The sequence below is a fragment of the Leptospira kobayashii genome (assembly GCF_003114835.2).
Classification (GTDB): domain Bacteria; phylum Spirochaetota; class Leptospiria; order Leptospirales; family Leptospiraceae; genus Leptospira_A; species Leptospira_A kobayashii.
In genome coordinates this window covers 680,001-693,689 of the sequence record NZ_AP025028.1, presented here as the reverse complement: position 1 = coordinate 693,689, position 13,689 = coordinate 680,001, and the positions used below count along the sequence as shown (strand labels likewise).

Annotated in this window: 10 protein-coding genes and 1 pseudogene (1 of these 11 cut by a window edge); 4 read left to right on the top strand and 7 right to left on the bottom strand. The window is 39.8% G+C overall.

Translation table 11 applies throughout. From position 1 onward, the window contains the following. Position 1 precedes the first annotated feature (1 nt). The gene (locus tag DI077_RS03135) at positions 2-1,966 is read right to left on the bottom strand and encodes a sensor histidine kinase (RefSeq protein WP_242935332.1); all 1,965 of its coding nucleotides are present in this window, start codon (positions 1,964-1,966) and stop codon (positions 2-4) included. 237 nt (positions 1,967-2,203) lie between these two features. Between DI077_RS03135 and DI077_RS03130 the strand changes: the two genes are divergently transcribed. From DI077_RS03130 to DI077_RS03120, 3 genes are all read left to right on the top strand, one after another. Continuing rightward, a complete protein-coding gene (locus DI077_RS03130; RefSeq protein WP_242935331.1) occupies positions 2,204-2,812 on the top strand; it encodes a hypothetical protein in 609 nt (202 codons plus the stop codon). Positions 2,813-3,007: 195 nt separating this feature from the next. Beyond that, the gene (locus tag DI077_RS03125) at positions 3,008-4,501 is read left to right on the top strand and encodes a lactonase family protein (protein ID WP_109020865.1); all 1,494 of its coding nucleotides are present in this window, start codon (positions 3,008-3,010) and stop codon (positions 4,499-4,501) included. Between the two features lie 283 nt (positions 4,502-4,784). Next, positions 4,785-6,170, top strand: a complete 1,386-nt coding sequence (locus DI077_RS03120; protein ID WP_167837169.1) for a lactonase family protein — start codon at positions 4,785-4,787, stop codon at positions 6,168-6,170. Here DI077_RS03120 and DI077_RS03115 read toward each other — a convergent pair. Further along, positions 6,167-7,894, bottom strand: coding sequence for a 7TM-DISM domain-containing protein (locus tag DI077_RS03115; RefSeq protein ID WP_109020867.1), 1,728 nt, complete (start codon positions 7,892-7,894; stop codon positions 6,167-6,169). The two genes, DI077_RS03120 and DI077_RS03115, sit on opposite strands and share 4 nt — an antisense overlap. Positions 7,895-8,101: 207 nt before the next feature. After that, positions 8,102-9,829: a hypothetical protein gene (locus DI077_RS03110; RefSeq protein WP_135354909.1), complete on the bottom strand. Its 1,728-nt coding sequence runs from the start codon at positions 9,827-9,829 to the stop codon at positions 8,102-8,104. Between the two features lie 638 nt (positions 9,830-10,467). Here DI077_RS03110 and DI077_RS03105 point away from each other — a divergent pair. Continuing rightward, a complete protein-coding gene (locus DI077_RS03105) occupies positions 10,468-10,731 on the top strand; it encodes an RNA recognition motif domain-containing protein (protein WP_109020869.1) in 264 nt (87 codons plus the stop codon). A 504-nt stretch (positions 10,732-11,235) separates the two neighbouring features. Here the strand turns inward: DI077_RS03105 and DI077_RS19850 are convergent. The 4 genes and pseudogenes from DI077_RS19850 to DI077_RS03095 all read right to left on the bottom strand — a co-directional run. Next, positions 11,236-11,367: a YgjP-like metallopeptidase domain-containing protein gene (locus DI077_RS19850; protein ID WP_423241757.1), complete on the bottom strand. Its 132-nt coding sequence runs from the start codon at positions 11,365-11,367 to the stop codon at positions 11,236-11,238. Positions 11,368-11,815: 448 nt separating this feature from the next. Next, positions 11,816-13,033: a Crp/Fnr family transcriptional regulator gene (locus DI077_RS03100; protein WP_109020871.1), complete on the bottom strand. Its 1,218-nt coding sequence runs from the start codon at positions 13,031-13,033 to the stop codon at positions 11,816-11,818. A gap of 65 nt (positions 13,034-13,098) precedes the next feature. Continuing rightward, positions 13,099-13,341: pseudogene (locus DI077_RS19845) on the bottom strand (hypothetical protein); the annotation flags it as partial. A gap of 12 nt (positions 13,342-13,353) precedes the next feature. After that, positions 13,354-13,689 carry the 3' portion of a hypothetical protein gene (locus DI077_RS03095; protein WP_135354910.1) on the bottom strand. It continues 144 nt past the right edge of the window, so 336 of the gene's 480 nt are visible here — the last part of the coding sequence; its start codon lies off the right edge, out of view — the gene reads right to left on this strand; it ends in the stop codon at positions 13,354-13,356.

Genomic DNA, 13,689 nt, shown 5'->3' with positions numbered 1-13,689 from the left:
TTTATGTTTTTTTACTATAGTCTTCTATTTTTATCACGATTAAAACACGATAGCCAGTTCTCGTTTTACCATGTTCCAATTGCCAATTGCCAGGGTAAGACTCTTCCAAACGCAAACGAATATATTCCATACCGGTTCCTGATCCGCTTTTCGTAACACTAGTCCTAGAATCCCTACTATGGTTGTGTACAATAAAACAATAATGTTCCGAATTTTTATCACTCTTTATATTCTTTTTTTTCCAAATGCAGAAGGAAAGTTTCGCATTTCCGGAATCGTCGTGTGTAAATGCGTTTTCAAGAAGGGTGTGAAATACAAGCGGAGGCACGGTTTCATCACCGGCAAAACCTCTCAACTTCAAAGGATAGTTCTTTTCCATACGCATTCCCATGACAGCAACATGGTATTTGCATAAATTAAATTCATCAATGATAGAAATCTGTTTTTTGTTTGCGACATTCTGAATGATGCGTAGTTCTCCCGCAAGAGCATCCAGAATATCCGTTGATTTTTCAGGATTTTCCATCACCCAATACCGGATTGCAGAAAGTGAATTCATTAGAAAATGAGGTTGGATCGTTTTTTTTAGAAGTTCCAATTCCATTCTCTTCGATTGAATGTTTGTAAGGAATAATTTCTCTTTGAGTAATGCAGATTGTTCCAACTCTACATTTTGTTTTTCCACTGTGGAAAGTACGTTTGTAAATTTCTTAGAGAGAAAAAACGCCTGTGAAAAAAACATCACAAAAGATCCGATAGGTGAATAGATTTCAGTCTTTATTATATTTTTCTCGAAGAGTATATCGTTAATGACTGTTATCACAAAAACCAAAAAACCCGCAAGAAACCCGAGAGCACTTTCTCTTTTCCGAATCGCTGCATGGACGAATATGTGCAAAACGAACAAACAACACAACATAATCAAAAGTTCACCGGGTATCAGTGAGTATTCCAGTAAGGAAGATTCTGAGAATATTACGAAAACAACCATTGCCAAAAAGAGCCATTGTATCGACCAGGCGATCCTTCCGGGAGTCTCTTCCGGGAACATTTGTCTTACAAAGCTAATAAGAACCGGAAAAGTCAAATATACGGAGAGTAAGAATATTTTAATCAACCATGTCCAATCCAGTCCGGGAAACAACATCATCAAAAAATATTCACCGTTAGTGAGTTTATAAACCACACCTAAAAAAGCGTAAATGGAAAAGTATAGAATGCCTTTATCTTCTGGTCTTATCAAATAGATGCACAGATGAAGGAGAGAGATCACAAGTAGTCCGCCAACTAACAGTAAGTCTATCGTCAATCGCATCTGCTTGGTATTCAAAACATCCTCTGCGGTACCCAACTCTATACTTTGGCGAAATCCTCCGTTTAATGATTTGAAATTGGAAACATGTATGATGATTTCTATTTCCTGGTTCGGAGTGCTGAAGAAAACAGCGGATGGAAGCCAAAACTCCTTTGTCTCCCGTGCGTTTTTACCCGGTGTTCCGTTTTGTAATTCCAACTTTCCATTTATGTACATATAATACGCCGAAAAAGCATGAGGTACATACAACCCAAGGGACTGATTTCGAAGTTTATCCGGTAATTTTACAACCAATCGATAAGTCGCAAAACCTGTACCGCCTAATGTAATACCGTCAATTATTTTATCATTCCAAAATCCCGGAAAGGAAAGGTAATCCTTCTTAAGTGAAGGATCTTTTGTAAAATGGCTCTCGGAATAAAAATTCCGATAATAAAATTCCCACTCTCCATCAAGCTTAATTAGCGAATGTTTTGCGGCGAAATCTTCACCTAAATAAAAAACACCGTTTTTCGCCGTTGCATCGAGCGCATTTTTTTCAAAGGAACACGACATACTTGAAAGTATCAGGACAAAATTCAGAAGAACATAAGGTTTGTTACCGAAGGTGTGCATATTGAACTTAAAATCCAATGAAATAATATTTAACATTTATCTGGAACATTAATTTCACCTCTGATCATAAATTTATCTCCGTCTTCGGAATCATTCGAATTCAAAAATGTCGTGATATCACCGACGACTGTTCACACCTAACATTTTCGCAATGAACATAAAAAATTTATTTCTCCCGATTCCCGTCCCAGGACGACACAATTTATTTATCAAGTTATCGTAAGCACAACTTGATAAATTTGATGGAGAGAGTTCCATCAGAAGGAGAATCAATTGAAAACATCTTTCTTAAGGGAAAACAAAATATCGCAAAGGTATTTTTCGATGATAGGAATCTGCCTGCTGTTACCGGTATTGTTAAACTGCAATGACGGAGGTTATGATAAAAAAGATAATAGTTCGCAAGAATTGTATTCTGCCATTTTGCTGACTCAGTCCGCTCCGCCTGCGAACAATACAACTCCGGTCGCTGAAGAAGATCTACCGCAACCGGCAATAAATACGGCGGAAATAACCGTCGGAGAAACAAAATATGTAAAAACATTGGGTGTCTGTAGAGGTAATTTGAATGTGAACGGAAATGATGATGTGGAAATCCCGAACAATGATTTAACTCTACCTTCCTTTTACCTTCATCGGGTGGATTTTACAAAAAGCACAGGTGTTTCCCTAGCAGCTCAAGGAACATTTATATTGAATATTGATATGCCTGGAGGTGGTGGTTACGATCCTGTCAGTACCTGTGATGCCAAGATCATCGAAAACTCCACTACCATTTATGATATTCAGGTAAAAAAATGTGCTGTCGATAAAATATTCGGAGCGATCACACCTTCAACAAATACGGTATCCTTCCGAGCTCGCTGTACGAAAGGGCTCTAAGCTTATACCTGTCAAAAACGCGGATTTGTAGCGTTTTTGACGGGATCGCCAGCCACCCGTTAACCGAATCGTTTAAAACAAAACATTTCAAAACTAAAATACAATCATTCTGCACTCCGAATTCCCGTCCCAGGACGACAAAAGCAAAGATTTCGAATATCTTTAGTTTATTGAAACTAAAGATCCGGATCTACCATGATAAAAAAAACCAATTATGATTTCATTACTCCTTTCGGAAAAAAAAGGAATCTTACTTTTAAAAAAATACTTATTAGCGTCATTTCATTTCTATTTTTCGCAAATTCATTGTTAAATTGCAAATCACCCGTATTAAACGGTGCTTGTGATCCGCAAAGCGAAGGTTTTCTGCTTTCCCTCTTTTTAAAAGCATCTCAAAACGATTCGTCTTATGCCTGTTCGACTTTTTTAGCTCCCTCCGGCAAAAGTTTATTCGAAATAAAATACGAAAATCATTTTCTCGCTTTGAACCAAAATGAAACCATCAATGAAATCCTACCCGCCGCTTCAAAACCGATCACAAGATGCGAAATCACTCCGAGTTTACCGGTTGGACTCATATTTAATACTGCAACATGTGCGATTACGGGAACACCTACCTCAGGCCAAACAACAAAACCTTACACGGTCACGGCTTATCATAATTTAAAAGAAACTAAAACCACCTTGGGCATTCGGGTTTTATATATTCCAAAGTTTGCTTATGTAGGCAATTATACTGGAGGAGATATCAACGTTTATTCGATCAACTCCACATCGGGTGCATTAACGAGCCTATTTACAAGGACGGCTGGGGGCGGACCAAATTCGCTTTCCTTCACTCCTGACAATCGATTCCTAGCGGTTGCCAACAGGAATTCGCAGAATGTTAACATTTTTTCAGTGAATCAAACCAGTGGGGATATCACTCTCTTATTTACCGAACCGGTAGGACTTAATGAAGCGATTACTCTCGTCTATCATCCTTCAGGGAATTATCTTTATGTTTGCACAAGTGCCAATGTCCAAACTTTTTCCGTTAACCAACTAACTGGCGCAATAACAAATATCGGTTCGATTTCTTTAACAGGCGGCACAAGCTCTGTTGTGATAGATCCGTTCGGAAAATATCTGTATGTCACCTTATACAGCGCCTCTTCCGTCGCAATATTCAGAATCAACGAATCGACCGGCCTACTTACCGCCACAAGTCCGCCGACCGTAAGTTCGGGCATCAAACCTGTATCCATCGATATATCGGGGGACGGAAAAACATTATATGTGTTAAATGAAACCGACGAAACGGTAACTAATTATAAAACCGATGCCAATACGGGGATTCTTCAGCCGGGATCTCCTGCTACGTCGTCAACCGGACAATTTCCCCGTTCTCTAGGTGCTGATCCGAAAGGTAGATATGTTTATGTTGCAAACGAAGATTCGTATGATATCTCAGTCCTCAATGTGAATCAAACAAACGGTAGCCTAACAACCGCATCACTAACAAATGTAGGAACGAGTCCGAATGCCATCACGGTTGATACCTCCGGAAAATTTGTGTATACCACAAATTATGCTGCAAATACAGTATCCGTCTTCACCTTATCACAAGTTACCGGCGCATTGACTACCGGCACACCCGTCGTGGCTGGTACAGGTCCCACAGTGATTGCCACGATGGGAACAAATTAAGTATGAGCGTTCCCAATGAAATGCAATACCGGAACAGAACAGAGGAAGGGCCGGGCTCTTTCGGGGTGCGCTTACGCTCCCGTCGCATCGCGACCAAGCCCTGCAGATCCCTTACGCGAAGCAGCAATATCTAAAATGTAACAAAAAATACGATAAAGACCAATCAATAAATTATTGAATTCCGCAATGGATTCGTAGTATTTAACAGACCATGCGGCTCTTTGTTTTTATTTCTCTACTGAATAGCCTTATTTTTTTCAATTCCTGTTTATTGAATCCTTTGTTGAAAAAATATCTTTTTCCCGAGACTGGCACTGCAACAGATCCGCTTCTATTATTGGGAGCAGGCGGAATAGGAATCAATTCTTCCGATGGTCTTATTTTAGGCGGAAACATCTCCGGATTAACCCAATCAGGTCTCGTTCTATCCAGCGGAACTGCAACTACCGAATCACTGAGCGTTGCATCCGGTTCCTCTACTTTTCAATTTACAAACAAATTCAGCCCCGGATCAGCATATAACATTAGTATATCGAATCAAGCTTCAGGCAATGTATGTAGTATAATAAATAACTCGGGAGTTATGGATGGCAACGTAAATTCGGTTTCGATTCAATGCGAAACGGTTAATACTCTTTATATTTTAAATGCACAAACGCAAGTTATTCGGGCTATGACTATCAATTCCAACGGATCCCTTTCCCTTTTAAATACATACAGTACGGGCATAAGCGCCGGATTTATGATTTGGAATGGAAAACATATCGTGATCGGCGGTGGGAATAATATAAAATCCTATTTGCGAAATCCCGACGGAACTCTCAGTTTCTCGAATTCATTGACCCTGGTGAATTCATTGGATGGCGGAAGTCAGTATTTTGCACCTTCGGGAAAATTTCTCTATGCACATTCTTCCGCTCAAATCTTTTCAAAAATTCAAATCGATAGCGATGGATTTTTTTCCGGTGAAGCGAGTTACGGTTTCGGTTGCTATTTGGTCGTAGGACCGGTTCACCCCGCTTCAAACAATTTATGGACTTTCAATACCGGATGCGGGCAATCGCAAGGTTATTTTCCGATCATAGACACAACAACGGGAGCTCTCGGGGGAGGATCGACGAATGAATCAAATATCGGGACGCCTCCTTTTTTCCCGGAGGGTTGCGCGAATTGTTGTTCTTTCTCCCATAACGGCAATTACCTTTATTGTGCCGACGGTGGAGACGTTCCCGCTAATAAATCCGGCGGAGACGTGAAACAAATGTCCGTTACATCTACGTCGCTCGCTGCCCTCACTCCATTCAATATAGCACCAGAGACTCCGACGCATTACCTCGGCCCGAAATCATTGATCCTTCATCCCAACGGAAACTATATTTTTATATACGGAAATTCAAATATATTTTCATATAACATCAATTCTTCGACAGGACTTATCGGAGCAATGGTAAATAGTTTGCCCGCACCGAATTCTTGCGGTACATCAAGCAACGTCGGAACCAATCTTCAGATCAATACGGATGGAACTCTTTTATATGCAATTTGTACAATCACTGGCGATCTGGGAGTCTACTCCATTTCCGGTAGCGGTGTCTTGGGAAGTCCGACCATATACACAACAGCAGCCAGTGTAAATACGCAACAGTTGGTTTATATTAAGGGGAATTAAGGAATCGCATTCAATATTTGTTGTTTGCGAAAGTCCTGCGGGGAAATCCCGATTGTATTTTTAAAAGTACGGTTGAATGCCGTTCTGGAACCGAACCCGCTGGCAAATGCGATTTCCAACAAGTTCTCGTTTGAAGTCTCCCGAATCAAACGACAAGCTTCTTTGATTCTATATTCATTTACAAGAGTCCTGAAATTCGTATTCAATTCATTATTGATGATTGCAGAAACCTGATCTATCCGTAATCCGCAAAAGCGGGACAAATCTCCCAAATCAAAATCTTCTTCCAGATAAGGTTTCCTTTCCTCAAAAATTCCTATGATATCCTTTGCAATTTCATGTCTGTCGATCCGACTGGTTCTCTTATCATATTGCGTTGATTCGTTTTCAAAGCTGTTTTCGTCTCTGAAAACATTCGATGATTTTTGTAAGTCCTTATTTTCCAAAATCAAAGTGTGCAGTTTTTCCTGAAATACGATCCTATCTTTTTCCAGCTGCCTATAACGGTAGATAGTCGAAACCAAAACGAGAACAAACTCCACGATAAAGGAAAAAAAGATACCTTGCTCGAAGATGATGCTGTATTCGATGAAATGCAAAAGCATCAAAGTGCTTGCCATGGAAAAAAGAAAGATAATCACCCATGCAAAAATTGAAAAAAACACCCAATATCTTTTTTTCAAAAGATTCGCAATCCCTCCGTAAATCATAAAACAATACATGATCATCACATCGAAAGAACGTATCGATGATTGGATGGAATTGGGAACGGAACTAAAGAGCAATGGAATCAAAAGAAAAAAAGAACAAGCAAGAGTATTTGCAAACCAATTGTAATACTGCCCCATCTCGTAAAAACGCAGATAATCCTTGATAAACAAAGTAAAACAGAATCCGAAAAAAACCAAAGAGAGGAAAGGTATATATTCCCGGAACGAAACCATATCCGATAAAAAGAGTCTGTTTCCATCTCCATATAAAAAATAAAAGTATCCGTAACCGAAAAAAACTGCGGCGGCCAAAAGTATTTTCAATTTTAAATTCAGGAAACGATTAAAAAACAAATGCAGAATGATATAGAGAACGATAACCGAAAAAAAACCCAGTTGGTACGTTTGGTACGCATAAATAAAAGATCCGAAATCTTCCGATGAAATAAGATGAACGGGAAAACCGATATGTGAATCCGTCTCGATTCTTATATAGATAACGGCTGCTTCATTGTGACCCAACGTAAAATCCATATAAGGAAAAGAAGCTTTCGCTTTGGCAGGTATCGGGAGATGATCTCCGGTGTGGAGTTCTGTATTCCCGGTCTTCTTCAATACATGAAAGTCCACAAAATTCATCCTGTTGTTTTGCAAAGCCAAGTACCAATGTGTTAGGTCCGATGTGTTCTTGATCTGAAATCGAATCCAATGTACCTGATTGCTAAAACCCCGATCAAAAACGCTGGAAGTGTTCTGAAGCCAGCCTTCTTCTTTTTTTGTAACGGATGCAATATCCAAGGATTGATTCCCGGATAAAAATTCGATCCGTTTCGAAATATTAAACATACCTCCGGATTCCAGATGAATCAACGGCTCTTCCGATCGGGGAAGTATTTTTTCCGACTGACAGTGAATCAAAAAAGAAAAAATGAGAAAATATTTGGAAACAAGAAGAATCTTTTTCGATATCGATTTTTCGGAATTTCCAGAAAACAAAAATGTAATAATACGCATTGAAGATATGTCACACTTGATTCTTCAAAATATCACCCCCTATGATAGTGCAATAAAAAATCCGTAACACAAATTCTAAAACAGAATCCATCCTTTCAAATATTCGTACATTCCCGTATTCTATAACATATGATAGATTTGAACTTACCCGGATGAATCGATCACCAAACAAATATAAATTCACAAAACAAATCCTATCGGAACATTCTAATTTCTTCTGGTAGCATTCCATTTGCGTTGCCAAACAAGGTTTCCGCTTTGATCAAACTTTGCTACAAATATGCTCAGGCCTTGTACCCCTCCGATATAGAAATCACCGCTCACCTTATTGGAAGTGATTGCGGTAGATTTTGTTTCCTTTCCTGCTTCGCCAAATGATTTTACCCAAATACGATCAAATCCCTGGTTTGCCCCGGTTGTCCCATTTTCCGTAAAACGAATCAGAAAGGTATCCAAAGATCCGGTTCTGGTTTGTGACAGAATGTCCGCATTCGAGTAGGTTGCCATAGTGATATTTCCGGCATTGTCATAGGCAACGGAAGTTCCTACGATTCGTTTACTTCCATCTACCACCAGTGTCGATTTTCCAATTGTGTGAGTTGTTGTAGGCGGATTCGCGGCAGGGTTTGAAGAAAGATCCAGCTTCATCAAGGTATTGCCTTGGCTTTGTGCAGGAAGATTGATTCCGATAAAGGGCTGAGCCGACGAATCCCCGTTTATCGATCCCATTCCCATATAAAGGGAATTGTTAAGAATGAATGAGTTGTTCGCAAAGATAAGAGAACTCAGCGAGATTTTAGTGCCGTCAAACACATAGTTATTGGTCACCGCTCCGTTTCCATCCGTATGCAATAACATATAAGTTCCTGTTGAAGTCAAACTGACCGTATTTTTAAAGTTAATAGATCCCGCATTGGCTCTATTGTATAACATAAGACTTCCTATACCGCTGCATGGGCCTCCGGTCATATCCCCTACGCTGAAGAGTTCATTTCCCAGATTGATAAGATTATTGGAAACACCCGAACATGAAATACCTCCGAGCCCCCCGCTTCTGGTCACCCAGGTAGGATAAGTATTAGAAGAATTGAATTTAGCAATGTAAACGTCCGCGCTACCAGTGCTTATCGCGTTATTTGTACCACTTCCGGATCCGAATTTCATGCCTCCATAAGCATATCCGGAAACTGCATACCAGTTTCCGTCGCTACTGGCAACTCCCCCGCAACGAACTTCTTTGTACTCCTCGGAAGCTTGCAATAATCCGGTCCATGTAACATTTCCATTCGGATCCATTCGTCGAAGGAATGTACTATTGTAATTAGGTCCTCCCGTAGTTATGGAATCAAAATCTCCATATAAGTTCCCGCAAAAAAGCACATCATTCCCAACAGGCTCGATCGCATTGGCTGTAGCACTGTTACTGGCTCCCCCCGGCTGTGGCCCAAATTCCTTAACCCACTCCGCATCACTCGTAGATGCATTCACTTTCATAATAAATGCTTTCTGATCCGAACCTGTAGGCGTAGTACCGGAAGTAAGACTCCCCGTTACATAACCCACGGCATAAACCGAATCATTCAGAAAGGCAAGGTCATACAAATACGCGCTACCCGGTTGGGAAGTCGTGGAAGAACCACCACTGGAGCCTCCCCCTCCGGAACCATTTCCTCCTGAATCCGAACCCGCTCCGGAATTGTCCCCCCCTCCGGAAGAAGCGGCATTTCCGCTACTCGCGGCCAGAGCAAGTACGGCACATTCTTGAACGACTCCTTTGCGATCATTGCTTTGTCCGATGAATTGATTGATCCACTCCAGATCATTTTTTTCCGCAGCACCTACGCAAGGAAGCCCCGCTCTATCTTTTGTGAAACAGCCGAACAAAGTGAAATGAAATATAAACAATGAAAACATAAATAATAAGTATTTAAGCATATTCTAAAAATCGACCTCTCTCTTTAACAAAGATTGTAGCGAATTCTGCCGCAGATGTCGCACCAGTTCATGAACTGGTAATCGTTTCCGGGAATTTAAGATAAAAATACAGTTAGGTGCCGAATTTTTGCGTAGAAGCACTAATCCCCAATCAATAGTGAGTAGAAGATTTATTCATGAAACCGTTCGATCCGGTCATGTAGTTATGGAGATGGGCGTTCCCGATCGAATCGTATAGGCGTAATGTTTTTGTTAGTGGGTCGGGCTCTTTCGGGGTGCGCTTACGCTCCCGTCGCATCGCGACCAAGCCCTGCAGATCCCTTACGCGGGGTGGCTTCGGAAAAATTGGAATTCAACAATCCTAACCCCTTTATTTAATTCACAAAAAACATTCGTTAATTGAGAATTTTAAAAAATCTCCTTGCTATAGAAAGGGAGATATTTGTTAATGGTACCAGATTCACAGCATTATTTTTTATTTAATCACTAGAGTAGTCCCCCACTTTCTTGCATTCTGATCTCTTTTCTAAGGTTTCCCCTGCATTTTCGTTGAGTTTTTACCCGATCTCCCATATGGGTTAGTTGTATTTAAATTTTCAATTTTGAAGAATCAAAAATTAAATTCCCAAGGACATCAAATGTCAGTAAACATCTACGTAGGCAACCTTTCTTATGAAATGACGGAAAACAAGTTAAATGAACTTTTTTCCGCACACGGAGCAGTTACATCTGCAAAAATCATTATGGACCAGTATTCCGGTAATTCCAAAGGTTTCGGTTTTATCGAAATGAAAGAACGCAGTGAAGCAGACAATGCAATTAACGATTTGAATGGAAAAAACATTCTAAACCGCGAATTGAAAGTGAACATTGCTAAACCGAAAACCAACAACTGGAACTAACTTTCCATTCTATTTTTGATTTCAGTCTTTAAGATAAAATATTTTAGGGCTGAGATCAAATCATGAAAGAAGACTCTTTCATCTGCTGTTTCCCATATTAGTTTTTTTAATACAGTCAGTCGAGTTTTGTATTACTGTGGGTCGATCATCCTCCCAGGATCAAATGGCCTTCCCGCTCCTGTGCGCGTAACATCCTGTTACGACGCACGATCTACAGCCATCCCTTCCCTCGCCACCACGAGAATGCTATTTCCCAAGGTTTATTAATCTAATTTCAAAATATATTTTGTATATAAAAGCATTGCTATGTGTTGAATTCGGGAATATTTTTTTGGGCGTTCCCAATTAGTTTTAGTTAGGTGGGAGCTATTGATAAGTGGGTCGGGCTCTTTCGGGGTGCGCTTACGCTCCCGTCGCATCGCGACCAAGCCCTGCAGATCCCTAACGCGGGAATTAAACTTTACAAAAAGTTAAAAGTAATTACAAATTCTTAAATACTATTTCTCAAAGTGAAAACAAAGTTTTTTCCAACTTTGTTTTCCTTTTTTCCCAATCAGGAAGAATTCGCCTTAGAATTCTAAAAAAAGTTTCATCATGTTTTGGAGATACCATATGGCAAAGCTCGTGAACAATCACATAATCAACAATAAACAGGAGTTTTTATTAACTCGGAATTAATGATTACCGTATGTTTGGAAGTATAACTCCCCCAACGTTTTTGGATCTTATCGTTCTTTAAAAATCTGCTTCGATTGTTGTTCATACCAACGCTCTAAAACTGTTTCTGTTGGCTAAGCTCTCCGAACCTTTGCAATATTTAGAATTTCGTTTAAGATCTCATCTAAATCCGTGTATGTCGTGGAATAAAAGAATTCCAATGCTAGCATCTGTATTTTGGTCTAAGATTTGAACAGATAGCAATGGAGCCAATTTGCCTAAATCAGGATCAAATCCGGCGAAATATCTTTAGGTGGGTTAAATTTTAAATGCCAATGTTAAGCAATCCATTCATCGGTTTTTGCCTTGCTGTCTTCTTATCTAACAAAGCAAATTTTAGGTCAACAAAACTGAGTCAGAGTCATTTTCATCCTAGTTTGGCTAGGATTTGACCTTGTTTGGTTTTGTACTGACCTAATCTTTCTTCGATTCTTTTTCGACTTTTTACAGTGATCCTATCTTTGCTGATTACGATATTCGAATCGGTGAGAAACTCCTCTATGGTTTCGTTTTTTACCTTAATGATTCCGCACATGCTGCATAGTTCTTCAAATGCCAAAGGAAATTGATAAGTGGTCGCATAACTTGTTGTTAAGTTTGCACCTTTGCGGATGTCTTGGTCCCGAATCGAGTTGTAAAGAAATGCATATAGTCTTTTGACTGGCGATTGCATACGTAAGATAATAAGTCTCTGGTGTGAAAACCAAATCCTCCTTGCAATGCTTTCGAATATCTTCTGCAATAAAGATTCCCCTACCGTTTCGAGAATATTTTCCGGCGTCACACGCAAGACGGTGGATGGAGTTTCAGCGACAGCGGATGCCATTCTCGGAGCATTATCAATAAGACTCATCTCACCGAATATTTCTCCTGCACCTAAGACATCTATGACATACTCAAACCCTCTTACGATGCTAAACAGTTTTACATTTCCTTCTAACACAACAAAGATGTCCCGATTCATCTCACTTTCTACGAAAAGTACATCACCTGCGTTCAAAGTGTTTTTTTGATTTTTCCACTCTATTGGTTTTAGATTGGAGCGAATTTGAGCAAGCAGGTTCTCAGCTTCTGGAATTTGATTCGATCCCTGATGGGTTTTTGCCCATTCAATATATCGATGTAAGGAATGCGCTGCAAGATCTGGCTTTTGCCATGCGAGATAAGTTTTCGCATTTTGTATCAACTTTTCAGGGAGGTATTCCCTATCTGCCGGTTGATTGGCCCTGGAGAGATTCCTTTGAAGAGCTCTCAATTCATGGGAATAAAGTCGCAATATCTTCATCGCCAGTTCCTTGTTTTCTTTCAGAAAAGAACCTAAGAGACGAATCGGAATTTGCAGTAGTTCGACGTCCGTTTCTGCAAATAATGTAACAAGAAAATGATGTTCGGTGAGAGCGGAAACAAGTCCAAAGCTATCACCTTGGTTATAGCTTGTTAACTCATGATCAATTTGAATGTGCTCCGAATCAACAGCAACCCTTCCGTTTCTGACTATGTAAAATAACCCCGGATTGGCCGCATTCTGAACAACAATGGCAGCTCCTTTAGAGTAATTTACGACTTTTACTTCATCTTCTGCCATGCCAATTTAATGCAAATATTGAGGTAAGTAATCGTCAAACAGATATTGAGGAAAAGAAACGTAAATTAACCGCTTTTTGCCATGAGAAATTTCTCTGTGAATTCTGTGATGTCGCAAATATTGCAATTGGTTCTTTTTCTTAACTCAGGAAGAATCTTTTGGGACTTCATCACACTGTAACAATTCAAGGCATTCTTCAGCATTTTATGTCGTATGAATTCCTTGGTCTTCATCAACATATGTTTGCATCCACATTACCAATATTCCATTATAGAATAATTATTTGACGAACGAAAAGCATAAAGAATCGTATTTGGGTGCTAGAAAGCGGCATCTCGGCTCCAGGAGGTTTGAGGTCGATTACAACTTATATGATTTTTTCTGGCTCTTCCTAGATTTTTTGCCATCTCACTGAGAATATCTTTTATTTTGATAATTTCACCTAATAATAAATATACGACGATAATTTCAGCTAGTCCTTCGACTAATTTCAGTTCTTCACCTTCTTCCTCACGCTTAACGATTTTATCTGGAAGGCCGATTTCAGGAACTGGAGGAAAATAAGGTTCCAGTAAATCATTGAGAGATGGCGCCGCAAGCATATGCGCGCGTTTGGTGGTATTTTCCGTTTTTTCTAAGGTCTTCTCCTTTAGATA

Excerpts from the sequence above, each read along its gene's own strand:
- DI077_RS03135 (WP_242935332.1), bottom strand. The coding sequence starts at position 1,966 with ATGTTAAATATTATTTCATTGGATTTTAAGTTCAATATGCACACCTTC.
- DI077_RS03125 (WP_109020865.1), top strand. The coding sequence starts at position 3,008 with ATGATAAAAAAAACCAATTATGATTTCATTACTCCTTTCGGAAAAAAA.
- DI077_RS03115 (WP_109020867.1), bottom strand. The coding sequence starts at position 7,894 with ATGCGTATTATTACATTTTTGTTTTCTGGAAATTCCGAAAAATCGATA.
- DI077_RS03110 (WP_135354909.1), bottom strand. The coding sequence starts at position 9,829 with ATGCTTAAATACTTATTATTTATGTTTTCATTGTTTATATTTCATTTC.
- DI077_RS03105 (WP_109020869.1), top strand. The coding sequence starts at position 10,468 with ATGTCAGTAAACATCTACGTAGGCAACCTTTCTTATGAAATGACGGAA.
- DI077_RS03100 (WP_109020871.1), bottom strand. The coding sequence starts at position 13,033 with ATGGCAGAAGATGAAGTAAAAGTCGTAAATTACTCTAAAGGAGCTGCC.